Annotated in this window: 14 protein-coding genes; 10 read left to right on the forward strand and 4 right to left on the reverse strand. The window is 67.9% G+C overall.

The window, feature by feature from the left end:
- Positions 1 to 3: 3 nt before the first annotated feature.
- Together NA8_RS13540 and NA8_RS13545 are read right to left on the reverse strand one after the other, a co-directional pair.
- The gene (locus NA8_RS13540) at positions 4 to 1392 is read right to left on the reverse strand and encodes an APC family permease (protein ID WP_063050719.1); all 1389 of its coding nucleotides are present in this window, start codon (positions 1390 to 1392) and stop codon (positions 4 to 6) included.
- 98 nt (positions 1393 to 1490) lie between these two features.
- Positions 1491 to 2360 carry a helix-turn-helix domain-containing protein gene (locus NA8_RS13545; RefSeq protein ID WP_063050720.1) on the reverse strand — a complete coding sequence of 290 codons (870 nt, stop codon included), beginning with the start codon at positions 2358 to 2360 and terminating at the stop codon, positions 1491 to 1493.
- Positions 2361 to 2897: 537 nt separating this feature from the next.
- On the opposite strand from NA8_RS13545, the gene NA8_RS13550 reads away from it, so the two are divergent.
- The 3 genes from NA8_RS13550 (at position 2898) to NA8_RS13560 (ending at position 6374) form a co-directional block, all read left to right on the forward strand.
- Entirely contained in the window at positions 2898 to 3569 is a 672-nt protein-coding gene (locus NA8_RS13550) for a PAS and ANTAR domain-containing protein (protein WP_063050721.1), read from the forward strand.
- A gap of 285 nt (positions 3570 to 3854) precedes the next feature.
- Positions 3855 to 4967: a terpene synthase family protein gene (locus NA8_RS13555; protein ID WP_157106676.1), complete on the forward strand. Its 1113-nt coding sequence runs from the start codon at positions 3855 to 3857 to the stop codon at positions 4965 to 4967.
- Between the two features lie 117 nt (positions 4968 to 5084).
- Complete coding sequence (locus NA8_RS13560; RefSeq protein WP_245663808.1) at positions 5085 to 6374, forward strand: GGDEF domain-containing protein; 1290 nt, start codon at positions 5085 to 5087, stop codon at positions 6372 to 6374.
- A 136-nt stretch (positions 6375 to 6510) separates the two neighbouring features.
- On the opposite strand, the gene NA8_RS13565 is transcribed toward NA8_RS13560, so the two are convergent.
- A complete protein-coding gene (locus NA8_RS13565; RefSeq protein ID WP_063050722.1) occupies positions 6511 to 9930 on the reverse strand; it encodes a serine/threonine-protein kinase in 3420 nt (1139 codons plus the stop codon).
- Positions 9931 to 10210: 280 nt separating this feature from the next.
- Here NA8_RS13565 and NA8_RS13570 point away from each other — a divergent pair, with 280 nt between their 5' ends.
- The 3 genes from NA8_RS13570 to NA8_RS13580 all read left to right on the forward strand — a co-directional run bounded on the left by NA8_RS13570 (position 10211) and on the right by NA8_RS13580 (position 12460).
- Positions 10211 to 11026 (forward strand): amidohydrolase family protein, encoded by an 816-nt coding sequence (locus NA8_RS13570; RefSeq protein WP_063050773.1) that lies wholly within the window; start codon positions 10211 to 10213, stop codon positions 11024 to 11026.
- 150 nt (positions 11027 to 11176) lie between these two features.
- A complete protein-coding gene (locus tag NA8_RS13575) occupies positions 11177 to 11557 on the forward strand; it encodes a DUF1304 domain-containing protein (RefSeq protein ID WP_063050723.1) in 381 nt (126 codons plus the stop codon).
- Between the two features lie 543 nt (positions 11558 to 12100).
- The gene (locus NA8_RS13580) at positions 12101 to 12460 is read left to right on the forward strand and encodes a DUF4254 domain-containing protein (protein WP_063050774.1); all 360 of its coding nucleotides are present in this window, start codon (positions 12101 to 12103) and stop codon (positions 12458 to 12460) included.
- Positions 12461 to 12659: 199 nt separating this feature from the next.
- Here NA8_RS13580 and NA8_RS13585 read toward each other — a convergent pair whose 3' ends face one another.
- Positions 12660 to 13286: a DUF4126 domain-containing protein gene (locus NA8_RS13585; RefSeq protein ID WP_063050775.1), complete on the reverse strand. Its 627-nt coding sequence runs from the start codon at positions 13284 to 13286 to the stop codon at positions 12660 to 12662.
- An 801-nt stretch (positions 13287 to 14087) separates the two neighbouring features.
- On the opposite strand from NA8_RS13585, the gene map reads away from it, so the two are divergent.
- From map to NA8_RS13610, 4 genes are all read left to right on the forward strand, one after another.
- A complete protein-coding gene (map, locus tag NA8_RS13595) occupies positions 14088 to 14951 on the forward strand; it encodes a type I methionyl aminopeptidase (protein WP_063050725.1) in 864 nt (287 codons plus the stop codon).
- A 52-nt stretch (positions 14952 to 15003) separates the two neighbouring features.
- Positions 15004 to 16542, forward strand: a complete 1539-nt coding sequence (locus NA8_RS13600) for a cobyric acid synthase (protein WP_063050726.1) — start codon at positions 15004 to 15006, stop codon at positions 16540 to 16542.
- 130 nt (positions 16543 to 16672) lie between these two features.
- Positions 16673 to 16918, forward strand: a complete 246-nt coding sequence (locus NA8_RS13605; protein ID WP_245663809.1) for an AbrB/MazE/SpoVT family DNA-binding domain-containing protein — start codon at positions 16673 to 16675, stop codon at positions 16916 to 16918.
- A complete protein-coding gene (locus NA8_RS13610; RefSeq protein ID WP_063050727.1) occupies positions 16915 to 17307 on the forward strand; it encodes a type II toxin-antitoxin system VapC family toxin in 393 nt (130 codons plus the stop codon). Before NA8_RS13605 ends, NA8_RS13610 begins: the two co-directional genes overlap by 4 nt.
- Positions 17308 to 17331 lie beyond the last annotated feature (24 nt).

The following is a 17331-nucleotide window of genomic DNA, read 5'->3' on the forward strand; positions in this document are numbered from 1 at the left end:
CGGTCACTCCGCGGGCGGCCGGCTGTCCAAGGGTTGTGCCCGCATGGCGCGGATGGCCAGGTAGTTCAGGCCCCACAGCGCGATTCCGATGGCCAGCAGCACGCCGGCGATGGCGTATTGCGCCGGGTTGCGGTCGGTGAACGGCGTGACCAGAAAGCCACAGCTGAGCGCACCCAGCACCGGTAGCGGCGTCGGCGTCTTGAAGTGTTTGTGCGCCACGGGGTCTCGGCGCAGCACCAGCACGGCGACGTTGACCACGGTGAACACCGCGAGCAGCAGCAGCGCCGTGGTACCGCCGAGTTCGGGCACTTCACCGACGAACACGATCAGCCCGAGCGCGAGCAGCGTGGTGAAGATGATGGCGTTGTAGGGCGTCCGGCGCCGCTCGTGTACTCGGCCGAACGGCCGGGGCAATACCCCTTGCCGGGCCATGCCGTAGATCAGGCGGCTGGCCATCAGCATGTTGATCAGCGCCGAATTGGCGACGGCGAACATGGTGATGTAGGCGAAGACGTGGGTGGGGAAGCTCGGCGCCCCCACCTCGACCACCTTCAGCAGGGGCGTGTCGCCTTCGCCGAGCTGGTCGGCGGGGACGAGCGCGACCGCGCTGATCGATACAAGCACGTAGATCAGCCCGGTGATGAGCAGTCCGGCGAGCAGGACCTTCGGGAAGATGCGGGTGGGCTCCTTGCACTCCTCGGCCATGTTCACCGAGTCCTCGAAACCGACCATCGCGTAGAACGCGAGCGTGGTGGCCACGATGACGCCGCCCACCGCGTTGCGCTCCCCGGTGTCGAACTCGACGATGCGCGAGAAGTCGCCATCGCCGACGCCCAAGGCCCAGCAACCGATCGCGATGACGATCAGCAGACCGGTCAGCTCCACGCAGGTGAGCACCACGTTGAGCTTCACGCCCTCGCTCACGCCGCGCAGGTTGATCGCCGCCACCACGGCCATGAACAACAGCGCGATCCCGGTCACCGCGGCCCCGCTGCCGAGATCCAGGTCGAAGGCTTCGGCGAAGTTGGCCGCGAAGGCCCGCGACGCTGTGGAAGCGGAGGTGATACCCGAACTCATCACCGCGAACGCGACCATGAAGGTGAGGAAGTGGATGCCGAACGCCTTGTGCGTGTACAGGGCGGCGCCCGCGGCGTTCGGGTATTTGGTGACCAGCTCGAGATAGCTGAAACCGGTGATGAGCGCGACCAGGAACGCCACGAGGAACGGCACCCACACCGCCCCGCCGACCTCGTTGGCCACCTTCCCGGTGAGCGCGTAGATGCCGGTGCCGAGGATGTCGCCGACCACGAACAGCAAGAGCAGCCCCGGCCCCATCACCCGTTTGAGTTCGGGCCCCGATTCCGATGTCGGATTCGCGGTGATTTCGGACATGCGTCCTCCCCTCGGCAGTAAGGGCGAGGGTACCCATTCGGCCGCGGAATAGTCGTTCAACCGGGCCGTGCGCGCGCGTTTCGCGGGGAGCGGACGCTCTACTCCATCCGGTCCATCCGCCGCGCGGCCTCCACGATCATGGCCGCGGAGTCGCGCGGGCTCAGCGCCATGGCGCGCAGCTGATCGAAAATGACGCCGAAACGGCGGATTTCGGTATGGCCCTCGATCAGCTCGTCGCCCGCGATGCCCTCCACGTAGACCAGTTCGGGATCGGCGGGATCGGGGAAATCCAGCAGGGTGAAGGAGCCCGCCATGCCGGGGTGCGCGCCCGCGTCGAACGGCAGTATCTGCAGGATCACGTTCTTACGCTTGATCTCTTGCATGAGCCGGTCGAGCTGACCGCGCATCACGGCGGGTCCGCCGATGGTACGACGGATCGCGGCCTCGTCCATGACGACCCACAGCTCGAGCGGGTTCTCCTTGGTCAGGTTGACGGCGCGGTCCATCCTGGCCTTCGCCCTGCTCTCCATGACCGCCGCCTCCAGCTTCGGCATGGAGGTGTCGATCACCGCCGTCGCGTACTCATAGGTCTGCAAAAGCCCTGGGATGATGGATGTTTGGTAGTGCCGGGCCGACAACGCCTCGGACTCGAAGTTGATGTAGGCGGCGTAGACCTCCGACACGCTGCCCTCGTAGGCGCGCGACATGCCGGGCTTCAGCGCATCGGAGAGGAGCTCCAGTGCATCCTCGCGCTGCTCGTCTCCGATGCGGTAGAGGTCGAGCATCGCCATGAGGGTGCGTCGCTGCGGGCGGGCCTGGGCGGTCTCGATCCGGTACAGCGTGGTGACGTTGATGCCGGTCTTCGCGCTGACCTCTTCCTTGCTGAGCTGGGCATTCTCGCGCATCTCGTGCAGCATCGCGGCCAGCCGCCGCAACCGGACGGTCAGTACGGTGCGCTTGCCTGCCATCAGTACAACCCCTTCGGTCTACGCACTTGCTGGAACGTGTTATGACGTTCGCCCTCGAATGCGGCCTATGTGCAGCGGATCTGTGCCGAGTGTGGGCACAGCAACAGAGACTACCTCCAGTGATCCACGTTATGGTCAGTGTTTTCGCGGGCTCTGCGTTCGGCGGCCGAGATCGAGGGGTGAACCGAACCGGCTACTCGGTTGAGCCCGCGTGCGGATACTCGCGGACCCGCTCCGCGTCGACATGCGGGCGGCGGGAAGGCCGCGCCGCCGGAAAGCGACCGCCGGATGCCCGCCCCCGCGTCCGCCGCCGGAGGAGTGAAGCCGGCTGGTGCGCTGCCGCGCCTTCCGGCCCTCGGGTGTCGCGGACGTTATTGCAGTTTGATTGCTACGAGATTGATTGCCCGTCCGTATGACTCTTCTATCCAGGTAAACGGCGCGTTATGGAGGATGCGGAGAGTTTGCCACGATTTGGTTTCATCTCGTGTTCCGGACCGTGGCCCGCGGGCGCCGATGGATAATGGCCGCGTGACGAGGATGGATGACCTCGCGCTGAGAAGCGCCTCCGCGATAGCGAGCGTCATCGCGGGCACGCCGCAGAGCGTGGGCAGCTTCCGCTTCTGGTTCGAGGATCAGCGATGGGAATGGTCGGACGAAGCGGCCGCGATCTACGGCTACGCCGAGGGAGAGGCGCAACCCAGTACGGAGTTGCTGCTGGCGCACAAGCACCCCGACGACCGCGCGCTGCTCGCCCAGTCCATCGCCACCGCGGTGCGAACCGGTGAGCCGTTCTGTGGCCGCCACCGCGTCATCGACACCGCCGGGCGAACCCACCACGTCATCGTCGTCGCCGATCGCCTGCTCGACGACCGGGGGCTGGTGGTCGGCACCGCCGGTTACTTCATCGACGTGTCCGGCACCCTCGAGGAGAACCGGCAGGAGATCCTCGACGACACCCTGCCCGAACTGGTCGAATCACGGGCGGTGATCGAACAGGCCAAGGGCGTGCTCATGGTCGTGTACGGCATCAACGCCGAACAGGCGTTCCGGGTATTGCAGTGGCGCTCCCAGGAAACCAACATCAAGCTGCGGACGCTGGCGCGCCAACTGGTCGGCGAGGTCCCCGCGCTGGGCGGCGGCCCGGCCTCGCAACGAGCCTGCTTCGACCATCTGTTGCTGACCATGCACGACGTTCTCGCGTCGAAGTGAGCGCCGGGCTCGGTGACCGTCAGCCGATAGATCGAGCGTAGGTCGCGCGCCCGAGGACACCGATCCCTGCCGCGCGTCCGGAACCGGCCGCTTGCCTCTATGCGCCATCGCGACCCTCCCGCCGCGGGCGAAACCACTGTTTGCTGCGGCGTCGCCGTCGAATGCCCGGCGTTCCAACGCCATTCGGGGCGAGGGTGTTGCGTGATCTTCGCCCGTCGACCGATCCCACTCCCGATAAGTCGGAGACAATTCATTAGAAGTAACCATAGTGGGAGGGGGTCCGTTGTGGTCAGTGAGTACACATCGGCACTCGAGCGGGAAATCCTCGACATGCGCGGGCAACATCAAGTGTTGCTGGAGACCGGGCGGCAGTGGTCGTTGCGCGCGATGTTCGGCACACCCGACTGGGACATCGTCGATTACTGCCGCGACTTCCGGCCCAACCGGTTCGGCGAGCAAGCTTGCGCGGAGGTGGAACGTTTCTGCCGCGAGCACGGCATCTGGCTCGAGCGCGCGGGACCGCACTACAACAGCATGACGCCTTACCTGCACCCCGGCGCCGTCAGCGCCGAGCGGATGACGATCATCGGTCTCTACAACGCGATTCTGTTCTGGCTCAACGACACCGTCGGCCGGGAGAAGTTCGGGCACCTGCGCGACGACGAACAGCGCGAGGCGCGGGTGGCGATCGACCGGCTGTGCGTGCTCCTGCGCACCCGTTCGGCCCCCGAGGACGCCACCGCCCTGGAGACCTCGACGTCGGCGTTCCTCACGATGCTGTCCGCGCTCGCGGACCCGGTCTGGCTCGACCGGTTCGTCGAATCCACCATCGAGCACCTGCGGCCCGCGATCCGGGACCAGAACGCCCGGGCTCGCGGCGGGTTGCTCGGAGTGGCGGAGTACATCGATCTGCGGGCACAGGTATCCGGCATGTATCCGGCGATCGCGCTGTGCGAGTTCGGCCGGGACGACTACCTGCCGTGGGAACGCATCCGGTACGCCGGGCTGGCCGAGGATCTGCACCGGTTGCGGATACTGACCGTGGAGATCGGCGCGCTGATGAATGACGTGTTCTCGTTCGAGAAGGAGTGCATCGTCGATCTGGCGGATTTCAATTTGATCCCGGTGGTCCTGCTCAACCATCACGGATGGTCACTGGAGGATGCCGTGCAGGGCGCCACCGAGATCGTGCGCGCACGGTTGGCCGAGTTCCGCCAGCTGGGCGCGGTGGCCGCCGGACGCTGCGACCGCCTGGCCGCGCAGGATGCCGCCTTGGCGGCCACCGTATCGACGCACCTCGCCGATCTGATCGCCTGCGTCCAGGCGACCTGGGTCTGGCAGATCAAGACTCTGCGTTACAAAGGTGCGTCGATATTCAGGGAGAACGGGTTGCAATAATCCCGCTATCTCGCCATTGCTGGGAATGCTTCCAGGCGGCAGTACTCGACGGTCTCGAACATCTGTGGATACGATGCGTCGGGGGCTATCTCCGGCCTGAATGGTGAGGGGGTTGCGGTGGAACAGATCGAACTCGCCAGGATGGCGAACTTGTGGTGGCGCGCCCTGCAGGCCGTCGCCGGTGGGTCCGTGTTTGTACCGGACCCCGAGGTCGTGCTGCTCGAGATGGTCGAGGAGCTGGCTTCGGGCCTGGAGGCCGAACCCTTCGACGCGGGCGTCGGACACCGCGTGGGCGCGGCGCTGGTCTCCGCGGGACTGGTCGGCCCGGCCGTGCCCAGTACGTCCGCCCAGGTCCTGTACGAGCTGGCCGGACACCGGGCGGCTCCGGAGACCGGACGGCGGCTCGCGGCGCTGCTCGCGGCGGTCGGGCAGGGATACGAAGCTCAGGCGCGTTCGCACGAGGAAGCGGTGCGCGAGGCACGCCGATCCGACGACGCGCGGTTCCGCGTGGTCTTCGACAACGCCGCGATCGCGATCGCCATCGGCGACACCGACGGCACCTTGCTGGACGTCAACCGCGGCTTGGCGGAGATGATCGGGGTGCCCGCCGAAGCCCTGCGCGGGGTGTCGGTCTACGACTTCGCGCACCCCAGCGACCGCGACGGCATCCGCACGTTGGTGTACGAGAAGCTGGTCCCGGCCGGGCAAGGCACGGTGCGACTGGAACAGCGGATCCGCCGCGCCGACGACAGCTACGGGTGGGCGTCGTTCGCCATCACCTTCGTCAAGGGCGTCGACGGGCAGGGCGATTACCTGCTCGCGGTCGGTGAGGACGTCACCGAGCAGCACCGGATGCGCGAGGAGTTGCACCGGCAGGCCCGGCACGACCCGCTGACCGGGCTGCCGAACCGGCGTCACCTCATCGAACGCATCGACGCGATGATCGCCGACGCACGCAATGGGGATCGCGCGGGATTGTGTTTCGTCGACATCGACCGCTTCAAACACATCAACGATCGCTACGGTCACGGAACGGGTGACCAGATCTTGACCGCGGTCGCCGGGCGCCTGCAGGACAGTGTCCGCGAATCGGGGTGCCTGGTCGCCCGCATCGGCGGTGACGAGTTCGTCGCGCTGATCCCGCCGCCGGCCAGCGACCATCGAGTGGCCACCGTGGCGAACAGTCTGCTCGAAGCGCTGGTCGATCCCATCACGGCGGGCGACCGGCGACTACGCATGTCGATCAGCATCGGCGCGGTCGTCACCGCGGTCGCGGGCGCGGACGCCGAATCGCTGCTCGACGCCGCCGACACCGGCCTCTACCGGGCGAAGGCCGACGGTAAGGGGCGGTGGGTGTTGCACATCCTGGACACCGACACCTCACGCGGTCCGCAACCGGTGTTGTGAGCCGCGAGAACGATCCGTGGGTGTGGTCCTCGCGATGGGCGATTCCGGTCTGTGAAGTTACGCGGCCGACGCACCGGACGCGCACCGTGGCCGCAGTGACCGTCGCGGAACTCCGGCAGCCCTTCGCGGGGGGCGTTCAGCGCGCCAGCAACCTGTGCAGGAACCTCGGCGGGACCATCGGCCGCTCGTCGTCCCAACGTCCTTCGCGCAAGTCGTAGTCCAAGTTGTGCAACAGCGACATGATCCAGGGCCCCTCGTCCAGTAACGGCCGGATCAGCCCGGCGTCGGCGTATCGGATCACTACCGGGACCAACTCGTCCTTGGCCGATTCGGTCCTTCCCGCCGCCGCGAGGCAGGAGGCGAGCAACAGTGACGCCTGGGCGGCGGCCCGGGGGCGTCGATCGGCGTCGATGGAATCCCGCAACTGCCGGGCGCGCGCCGACGCGGCGGCGACCCTTTTGGCGGCTCCGGAACGTAGCAGCATCCGGATCGCGGAATCCTCGCGCAGTTCCGCGGTCATCGTGGCGATACCGCTTTCCCCGGCCGGTGGCTCGGTGACGTAGCTGGCCGTCAGGCCCAGCCGCACCTGCTCGTTGGCGATGCGGGTGGCCAGCCGTGGCAGCTTCAGCGCGCGCGCCACCTCGGCGCCTTCGTCCAGCCGGCGCGCGGCGGCCGCCAGGTCACCGCGCAGGGCTTTGATCCGGGCGCCGGTGGCGTAGTTGGCCATCAGGAAGTCGACCGGCCCGCCCTCGGTGCCGAGCCGGCCCGCTTCGTCCAGCAGGCGCTCGGCGGCGGCGAGCTGGTCGCGTTCGTAGAGCAGCTCGCCGAGCATGGCGCCTGCCAGGCGAGCGGCGTAGGACCGCGGGCCCGATGACTTGGCGATGTCGAGCGCGGTCTGGAAGCTGCGCTCCGCCTGCCCCATATCGAGCTGTTCGCGTGCCGCGACGCCGACCAGGCTGTGGCCGTACACCATGATGAACGTGCTGCGGGTCTGCCGGTAGAACGGTGTGGCCCAGTCGTGCCATTCCCGGGCCCGCTCGAAGTCGAACCGGCTGAACGCCGTGAACGCGGCCAGGTTCGCGGCTTCGCACAGCACCCACGGCCCCAGCGTGTCGGCCCGGCCCAGGCATTTGCTCACCACGGCGTCCACACCTTCCGGATGGTCGGCGAACGCGCGCTCCACACACTCGATGAGATCGGCTTCGAGTGCCAGATCGGGGTCGAGGGTCGCAGCCTTGTCCAGCCCGGCTCGCACCAGCCGTAACGCGGCGTGCGATTCGGTGGGTCTGCGCAGCACCGCGTGGGCCCAGGCGATGGCGATCTGCAGCCGAGGACGCGCGGCGGCAGCCGCGGGCGGAAGTTTGGCGACCAGTCCGAGAAGCGTCGCGAGGTGCGCGTCTTCCACCAGTGCACGGGATTTCGCCTCGAGGATGTCGACGGCCATTTCCCCGTCGTCGCCGGCCAGCGCGTGGTCGATGGCCTCGCTGAGCATCCCGTGGTCGCCGAACCAGGCGGCCGCCGCGCGGTGGAGTTCGGGAACCTGCTCGGGATGGTCTCGTTCGAGTCGCCTGCGCAGGAACTCCGCGAACAGGTGGTGGTAGCGGAACCAGTCGCCGCTCTCGTCGACGCGGTGCAGGAACAGATTGCGGCGTTCGAGGTTCTCCAGCAGGTCCTGCCCGTGCGGCCGCCCGGTCAGGGCCGTGGCCAGGCTGCCCGAGACCCGTTCCGGGAGTGACGTTTTGAGCAGCACGTCGAGCAGCTCGGGCTCGACGGTGTCCAGCACGTTCTCGGCCAAGTACTCGGCGATGGCGTGATCACGCCCGGACAGGTGGGCGATCAGCGAAGCCGGATCGGGGTGCTCGCGCAGCGACAGCGACGCCAGCTGCAATGCCGCCGCCCAGCCCTCGGTGTAGTCGCGCAGCTCGGCGCTCTCGGTGTCCGCCAGGGTGAGCCCGGTCTGCTCGGCGAGGAACGTCCGTGCCTCCTCGGCATCGAAACGCAATGCGGCGGCGTCGATCTCGACCAGCTGGTGGTGCACGCGCATGGTGCCGAGCGGCAGGCCCTCGAGCGATCGGCTGGTCAGGATGATCTGCAGGTGCTGCGGCCCCTCCTCGATCAGATAGTGCAGGGCGTCGACGGCGGCGGGATCGGTGATCCGATCCCAGTCGTCGATCACCAAGGCGAACCGCTCGTCGCGTTCATCGATGGCGTCGACCAGCGTGGTGAGCACGTAGCGTGCGGCGGCCGCGTCGCCCTCTTCCAGGACCGGCGCCAGGTCGGGGGCCAGCGCCGGGCTCACGCGGTTGAACGCCTCGATCAGATGCGTCAGCAACCAGACGACGTTGTTGTCGTCACGGTCGACGTTCAACCAGGCCACCACCACTTTCTCGGTCTCGGCGAGACGCTTGGCCCACTGGGCCGCCAACGTGCTCTTACCGAACCCGGCCGGGGCATGGATGACGGCCAGGCGCGGGCGCGGCTCGGTCTGCAACGCGTCGATCAGGCGCTCGCGCTGGACCAGCGGCCGGGTGGGCATCGCCGGGCGGAACTTGGTCTCGGGCGTCGGCGGTGTCTTGGGGTGCGGAGTGGAGAACCGCGCGGTGGCGGTCAGCGGCCGCGTACTGAGGTCTTCGGGCGCGGGCTGATCGCCGGCGGGCAGGGTCATGTGCTCGACCGGCATGTCGTTGCCGCGCTGGATATCGCGCAGGATCTCGCCGAACGCGGCGGCCGAGGCCGGACGGTCGGCGGGGTTGTGCGCCATGCTCACCTCGATGGCGGTGGCCACCTCGTCGGGGATGCCGTCGAGCCGCAGATTCGGCAGCGGCTCGGCGGCGATGCGCAGGAACTGCGCGACGATCTGCTCGCCGGAGCGGCGCTCGTACGCCGCGTGACCGGTGATCATGGCGAACAGCGTCGCGCCGAGCCCGTAGATATCCGAGGCGACCGACGGAACGCCGGAACGCAGCACCTCCGGCGCGGTGAAGGCGGGCGAGCCGGTCACCACTCCCGTGGTGGTCTCGAATCCGCCCTCCACCCGGGCGATCCCGAAATCGGTGAGTTGCGGCTCGCCGTAATCGGTCAGCAGGACATTTCCCGGCTTGATGTCGCGGTGCAGGATCCCGGCCCGGTGTGCGGTCTCCAAGGCTCCGGCCAATTTCACGGTGATCCCGATCGCCTCGGGCACGGGCACAAAACCTTCCCGGCGGATACGGTCCTCCAGCGAACCGCGCGAGTGATACGGCATCACGAGGTAGGGCCGTCCGCTGCGGGTGGTCCCCACTTGCAGGATCGGCACGATATTCGGGTGGCCGGACAGCGCGCCCATCGCCTGTTGCTCGCGCAGGAATCGTTCGACGTTCTCCGGTTCCAGTTCCGGCCGCGCGGTGAGGACCTTGACCGCGACGCTGCGATTCAACGCCCGCTGTCGGCAGCGGTAGACGACACCGAATCCGCCCTTGCCGATCACTTCGGGGTCGTCGAGGCCCGCGCCCTCCAGTTCCCGCTCGATACCTGGAGGCCGATCGTGCTGTGTGGCGAACGGGTCCGAACCGGCCATGGCCCTGCTCTGCGTCGGATGTCTTCAGTCCTGCGGTAGATACCCAGTTTATGCCCAGCGAACCCTGTCCCTGGTTATTACGTGCGATATAGAAGATCAGGTGGAGAAGTCGCTGCGGAAGTGCGCACCCGTGGGCGCGGGACCATGCGCTTCGGCGGGGCAACATGCATCGCAGACGCGGAAGTCGCTGTCCGGCGGCCCGTGTCGCCCCGCAAAACCTCCTATCGCGGACGTCGACGCAGCGCTGTCGTGCAGCTATGACGTGTGTCAGAATCCGCGCATGACCATCGACGTCTGGGCGCAACATCCGACCCGGCGATTCCTCGCCCACGACATGTTCGCCTCACTGCGGCGGTGGACCGGAGCCGTGATACCGACCGACGAGATCCCGCTCGAGGTCACCCTTGACGCGATGGACGCCGCGGGCGTCGACCGAGCCCTCATCTCGGCGTGGCACGCGCCGGAAGGCGTCCTCATCTCCAACGACGAGGTCGCCGCCTGGGTGGCCGAGGCCCCTGAGCGCCTGCTTCCGATCGCGTCGGTGGACCTGCGCAGGCCGATGGAGGCGGTACGGGAACTGCGCCGCCGCGTGGAGCAGGGGTTCAAGGGGCTGCGCGTGCTTCCGTGGCTGTGGGAACTACCGCCGACCGATCGCCGCTTCTACCCGTTGTTCGCGGCCTGCGTGGAGCTGGGTGTCCCGTTCTGCACCCAGGTGGGGCACACCGGTCCGCTGCGGCCGTCGGAGACCGGCCGCCCCATCCCGTACATCGATCAGGTGGCGCTCGACTTCCCGGAGCTGACGATCGTCTGCGGGCACATCGGTTACCCGTGGACCGAGGAGATGATCGCCGTGGCGCGCAAGCACGAGAACGTCGTCATCGACACCTCGGCGTACACGACGAAACGCGTTCCGGCCGAACTGATCTCCTTTCTGAAGTCCCGTAGCGGTCGCCACAAGGTGCTGTTCGGCACGAACTATCCGATGATCTTCCCGCAGCACGCGCTCGACGGCCTCGCCGCCCTCGGCCTCGACGACGAGACCCGCGAGCTGTACCTCGACGGCAACGCCCGGCGCGTTTTCGGACTGGCCGGTTGACCGAATCGTGCGGCGGCGTGTCGGGTAGGTGCTGGGCGTTGCTCGGGCCATAAGATGCCTCGGCACGCCGGAGTCGACCGGGCCGTCGCGCGGATCTTCGCGGAATCCATTGTCGGCGTCACCGGTCGGCGCGCATCGTGAGGAGGTCGAATGCTCTGGGTGGTACAGGTGTTCGCCGTCGCGGCCGCTGTGCTCCATGTCGGCATCTTCGTCATGGAGTCGGTACGGTTCGGCGACCCCAAGGTGTACCAGGGGGTCTTCCGAATTTCCGAAGCCGAACTGCCCTCGGTGCGGCCATGGGCGTTCAATCAGGGCTTCTACAACCTGTTTCTCGCGGTGACGACACTGGTGGGCGTGGCGATCCTGCGGTCGGCGCCGGAAGCGGGATGGGCGCTGGTGCTCAGCGGCTGCGGGTCGATGCTGGCCGCCGCGGTGGTGCTGGTGGCACACGACCGCCGGTTCGCCAGAGGCGCTGTGGTGCAGGGAACGCTACCGGTGCTGACGTTGCTGGCCGCGGCGACCCAGCTCTGAACGCGGCTCACGCGCTGAGGATCGGTGCGCCGCTTCGGTATCGGGTGATCGCCCGAAGGATTCTCATCGCCCCGCCGCGTCCGGCGGGCGCCATCGGCCCGCCGGTGCCGACCGAAGGTTCGCGGTGGTGGCCGAATTTCGTACTCGCGGGCGGGTGAGCGACCCGCGAAGGTGACCACGAGTCGGGAACGAGCGGCGGTGCGCACCATCGCCGATCGGTGTGGAGCGGACTCGACCGAGGAGCCGAAAAAGGTTGCGGCCGGTCTGCTCTGGGCGTTCGCGCGCCGTCAGGAGCCCTTGACCGCAGAATGCGGACGCAATCTTGCGTTCTTGCATCTGTACGTGCATGATCCAGCTAGCCTAGTTGTGACAACCGATCCGATGGCCGGGATAACGGAATCGAGAGCCAATTATGTTGGTACAAAGAGCGTTGGTGTCGGGTGAACTCGGGGGGCGCCGATGAGCGCGCCGACGGTCGGCGTCTTACCGACCGCACCGCAATTGCTGTGTGCTTTCCAGGGGCGGCGTTTCCAGGACAGGGAACTGCTGCGGTCGGCACACGCACTCGCCGAGCTGCATCAGCACCGCGTGCAGGTGTCGGATGCCGCACTCCTAGCCGAAATCGACTGTCGGCGGCGCGAACTCGTCGACGAGATCAACGACTGGGTCGCGCAGGAGATCCCGCAGCATCGCAACGGGTCCTCGCTGCACACCGAAAGCCTGGGCGCTGTGGTGGACCGGATGGCGCGTAGCTGGGTGAACGCGAATCAGGTCATTCACACCGAGGGCGCGCGCAGCGACAATACCCATAAACATTGGTATCAACTAGCCGAACTGGTCGACGGGTACACTGATCTGGTAACCGACGTGGCCGGTGGCCGCCGCCGTTTGCCCGAACAATGATTTCGTCGCGACGGTGGTCTCGTCCGCGGTAGTGACACTGCCCCGCAGCGTCACTCGTCCGAATGGCGATGTCCCGGTGCCGAGTCATCCGACCAGTGGCTTCGGCCGGGCGATTTTGTCGCCGGCACAGTGACGGCGGGCGCAATGGGGCGCCCCGCCCGGCGTGCCGCGTGGTCGACTGGCGCGGCACGCCCGCCACCTATTCCGCTGCGTGGCAATTATTCGCGACTTGTACGCGGGCGACCACGCGCGCTGCCCGGCGGGCGCGCCGCCGCCGGAGATAGCGACGGATTCGGCTCGCGCAGAAATACACCAGCGCCAGACCGAGGACGAGCAGAATCGCCGCGATCACCGCGGCGGCCACAGGGTGGAAAACGGCGAGGGAGACCACCCCGGCGACGGTGACGTCCTCGGCGGTGCTGACCACGATATTGCTGGCGGGCTCCGGGGAGGTGTTGACGGCCATCCGCGTTCCGGCTTTCACCAGGTGGCTCATCAGCGCGGCGGTGCCGCCGACCGCGCCCGCCGCGAGTTCCGGCAGCGATCCGTCCTGTCCGGCCAGCAGCGCGGCGACCACGGCGCCCGCGATCGGCCGCACCACGGTGTGCACCGCGTCCCAGAACGAGTCGAGATAGGGGACCTTGTCCGCCACGGCCTCGATCAGGAACAACGCCGCCGCCGCGATCAGGACATCGGTGCGCTGCAACGCTTCCGGCACGGAATCGGTGAATCCGAACCGGCCGAAGAGTCCGAGCAACAGGACCACCGCGTAGGCGTTCACGCCACTGGCCCAGCCTGCGGTGAAGATCAGAGGTAGTACGGACACCTCGCCCATGGTATGGCGAGCGGGCGTTCGGCGCCGGAGGCGTGATGCGTCGTCACGGGTGCAGGGCCGAGCGAGAGTGGTGGTCCGAGAACCCCGGCTCGGCGCGGCCCGGGGAGTGGAGGAGGGACCCGGTCTGCTCGACCCCGCATCGGGGCGTTCGAGGGCCGTGACCGGCGCTGTCGACCGGCGGCTGGTTGACGTCCTTGCGGCTCTGCGTCATGAGATCGTTTACCACTGCGCCGAGCCTGTTGGTGAAGTCCATGAGCGCGGTATCGAGGGCTGCGCTGTCGCGTTTGCGTTCACCGCTGCCGGAAGGGGGTGCGGCCGACGTTGGTGTACTTTTCGGTGCAGCGGAGTTTTTCTGCGGCTGGTCCGGAGCGGCATCGGGTGTCGGAGCCGTCGCCGTTTCGTCCGAATGAGCTCGAGCGGCTGGTTCGGTGGCCATTCTTCTCCCGCTCGACGAGCGGCTACAGGTCGACTGTCCATCCCATGCGCACATTCGGGTTCGAGTGAAAGCGGGATTTTCGGAGGGCGGCGACTCTACGTAGACCGGACTATTGTTCAGCTTTATCAGGCGTGTACGTGATCACCGATCGCGCGGGCGATCCTGGAAGAGGGTGTTCGGCGAAAACAGTCGATCGGTGTCGCGGACGTCGAGAGCCGGACGGTGACCGCTACCGGCACTGCGCGCTTCCCGGCCGGTGCGCACCGGCCGGGAAGCGGACCGTGGTCCCGGCCTGTTCCCGGCCTGTTCCCGCTGGCCCTCGGCATCGGCGCGGTCGGTTGATTACGCTGTTCGCTATGTCTGTCCGCACTCGCAAGCCTCTCGTCCCCGGTACGTTGTCGCCCACCCGTGAAGTCCCGCGTGCCATCGAGCGCCCGGAATACGCGTGGAAGAAGACCGCCGACGAGGGACGCGAGCCTTGGGTGCAGACCGCCGAGACGATCGAGAAGATGCGCATCGCGGGCAAGATCGCCGCGCGGGCGCTGGAAGAGGCGGGCAAGGCGGTCGCGCCCGGCGTCACCACCGACGAGCTGGACCGCATCGCGCACGAGTACATGTGCGACCACGGCGCCTACCCGTCGACTCTGGGTTACAAGGGTTTCCCGAAGTCGTGCTGCACCTCGCTGAACGAGGTGATCTGCCACGGCATCCCGGACTCCACCGTGATCGAGGACGGCGACATCGTCAACATCGACGTCACCGCCTACATCAACGGCGTGCACGGCGACACCAACAAGACCTTCCTCGCCGGTGATGTCGACGAGGAGGTGCGCCTGCTGGTCGAGCGGACGGAGGAGGCCACCATGCGGGCGATCAAAGCCGTGCGGCCCGGCCGGGCGCTGAACGTGATCGGCCGCGTCATCGAGTCCTACGCCAACCGGTTCGGCTACGGCGTGGTGCGCGACTTCACCGGCCACGGTGTCGGCCCGACATTCCACAGCGGGCTGGTCGTGCTGCACTACGACCAGCCCGCGGTGGAGACCGTCATCGAACCTGGCATGACGTTCACCATCGAGCCGATGATCAACCTCGGCGGCATCGACTACGAGATCTGGGACGACGGCTGGACCGTGGTCACCAAGGACCGCAAGTGGACCGCGCAGTTCGAGCACACCTTGGTGGTCACCGAGTCGGGGACCGAGATTCTGACCCTGCCGTGAACGGTCGTGATCCGGCTGCCCGGGTGGCAGCGCACCGGATGACCGGCCGGCGATGAAGGGCGCGCTGCTGGTCGCCGGCACGACCTCGGATGCGGGGAAGAGCGTCGTCGTGGCCGGGATCTGCCGGATGCTGGCCAGGCGCGGCGTGCGCGTCGCCCCGTTCAAGGCGCAGAACATGTCCAACAACTCCGTGGTCACGCTCGACGGCGGGGAAATCGGGCGGGCACAGGCGTTGCAGGCCCAGGCGTGCGGCCTGGAGCCCAGCGTGCGGTTCAATCCGGTCCTGCTCAAGCCGGGCAGTGACCGTCGTTCCCAACTGGTGGTGCGGGGAAGGGCGATCGGCACTGTCGGCGCGGAAGACTACTTCCGGCATCGCCGGCAGTTGCGCGACGTGGTGGCCGCCGACCTCGCCGCGCTGCGCGCCGAATTCGACGTGGTCGTCTGCGAGGGCGCCGGATCGCCCGCCGAGATCAACCTGCGCGCGACGGATCTGGCGAACATGGGGCTCGCACGCGCCGCGGAACTGCCCGTGCTGCTCGTTGGAGACATCGATCGCGGTGGCGTGCTCGCCCACCTGTTCGGCACCGTCGCCATCCTGGAACCCGATGATCAGCGACTGATCTCGGGTTTCATCGTCAACAAGTTCCGCGGCGCGGTCGAGCTGCTGCGGCCGGGGCTGGAGCGTCTCACCGAACTCACCGGCCGCCCCACCCTCGGAGTGCTGCCGTATGCCGAGGACCTCTGGATCGATGCGGAGGACTCGCTGGGCACCCTCGCCGACGCGCCGGTCGGCCGCCCTCGGCCGCCGCTGGGCGCCGACTGGCTGACCGTCGCCGCGATCCGGCTGCCGCGCATCTCCAACTCCACCGACGTCGAGGCGCTGGCGTGCGAACCCGGCGTGGCGGTGCGCTGGGTGACCGAGCCGTCCCGGCTGGCCGGCGCCGATCTGGTGGTCCTGCCCGGCAGCAAGGCGACGGTGTCGGATCTGCGGTGGCTGCGGCGTACCGGCCTCGCCGGCGCCCTGCGGGCACGCGCCGCCGCAGGCGGGCCGATCCTCGGCGTCTGCGGGGGGTACCAGATGCTCGGCGCTCGCATCCTCGACCGCGTCGAATCCGGCGCGGGCGAGATCGACGGGCTGGGGTTGCTCGATCTGACCGTCGAGTTCGCCGAATCCAAGGTATTGCGCCGTAGCGAAGGGCACGCCGCGGGAATCGCCGTGCGCGGCTACGAGATCCACCACGGCCGCGTCACGCACCGTGGCGACCCGGCATGGCTCAGGGTCGAGGGCGAGCCGGAGGGCAGCGTTCGCGGCGCGGTATGGGGCACGCATCTGCACGGACTGCTGGAGTCCGACGAGTTCCGCCGTGCCTGGCTCCGCGCGGTCGCCACGGCGGCGGGCCGCACGGGTTTCGTCGTGGCCGAGGACATCTCGGTACCGGCGGTGCGCGCCGCGCAGCTCGATCTGCTGGCCGATCTGATCGAAGATCACCTCGACATCGCCGCGCTCGAGCGGCTGCTCTGCGAGGGCGCGCCCGCCGGGTTGCCCGTCCTGGCCACCGACGCGGTGCTCACGGGCGACCGTATCGGTTGACGCGGGCCACCCCGCGCCTTACCTTGCAGTAAGGAATTCGGCTCCAGGTAAGGCTTGGAGCCGGTCGGCACGGTCGGGTGTGAGGATGATGGCGGCGGAGAAGAGGCCCAGCGGCCGAGGGACGAATGTGGTGTCGGCGACGGTCACCAGTAAGGGACAGATCACGATCCCGATCGATGTTCGCGTGGCGATGGGGTTGCGCGCGGGCGTGCGAGTCGCGTTCGTGCCCACGCCCAACGGCACCTACGAGCTGGTGCCCGAAACGCGCACGATCAAGGCGCTGAAGGGCATCCTCGGCTGGTCCGGCTCGCCCATCGGCCTCGCGGAGATGAACGAGGCGATCGCGGGCAACGTTGTGGAAGGCAAGCGCGGATGATCGGACTGGACGCGAATGTGCTGATCCGCTACCTCACCCAGGACGACCCGGAGCAGTCCGCCCGGGCCAACCAGGTGATCGACGGGCTCAGCGAGACCAAACCCGGCTATGTCACGATGATCGTGCTCGCCGAAATCCACTGGGTGCTGCGCCGGGGCTACAAACAAGATCCGGAGGCCGTCACCGATGTGCTGCTCGGGCTGCTCGACTCGAGCGAAATCGTCGTGGAGCGCGCCGACACCGTGCGCCAAGCGCTGCGGCGGGCCGCCGACGGCGCGGACTTCGCCGACGCGCTGATCCAGCAGCTCGGCCAGGAGGCCGGTTGTGAACTGACCGTCACCTTCGATCACAACGCAGGTGAACGGGCCGGGATGCGCCTGCTCGCCTGATTCCGCCACCCCCGACCCGCCGCC

Origin of the sequence: Nocardia arthritidis NBRC 100137 (assembly GCF_001612765.1) — a bacterium.
In the GTDB taxonomy this organism is placed as follows: domain Bacteria; phylum Actinomycetota; class Actinomycetes; order Mycobacteriales; family Mycobacteriaceae; genus Nocardia; species Nocardia arthritidis.

Coding starts and splice junctions, on each gene's coding strand:
- NA8_RS13570 (WP_063050773.1), top strand. CDS start 10,211: ATGACCATCGACGTCTGGGCGCAACATCCGACCCGGCGATTCCTCGCC.
- NA8_RS13565 (WP_063050722.1), bottom strand. CDS start 9,930: ATGGCCGGTTCGGACCCGTTCGCCACACAGCACGATCGGCCTCCAGGT.
- NA8_RS13600 (WP_063050726.1), top strand. CDS start 15,004: ATGAAGGGCGCGCTGCTGGTCGCCGGCACGACCTCGGATGCGGGGAAG.
- NA8_RS13575 (WP_063050723.1), top strand. CDS start 11,177: ATGCTCTGGGTGGTACAGGTGTTCGCCGTCGCGGCCGCTGTGCTCCAT.
- NA8_RS13540 (WP_063050719.1), bottom strand. CDS start 1,392: ATGTCCGAAATCACCGCGAATCCGACATCGGAATCGGGGCCCGAACTC.
- map (WP_063050725.1), top strand. CDS start 14,088: ATGTCTGTCCGCACTCGCAAGCCTCTCGTCCCCGGTACGTTGTCGCCC.
- NA8_RS13550 (WP_063050721.1), top strand. CDS start 2,898: ATGGATGACCTCGCGCTGAGAAGCGCCTCCGCGATAGCGAGCGTCATC.
- NA8_RS13610 (WP_063050727.1), top strand. CDS start 16,915: ATGATCGGACTGGACGCGAATGTGCTGATCCGCTACCTCACCCAGGAC.
- NA8_RS13545 (WP_063050720.1), bottom strand. CDS start 2,360: ATGGCAGGCAAGCGCACCGTACTGACCGTCCGGTTGCGGCGGCTGGCC.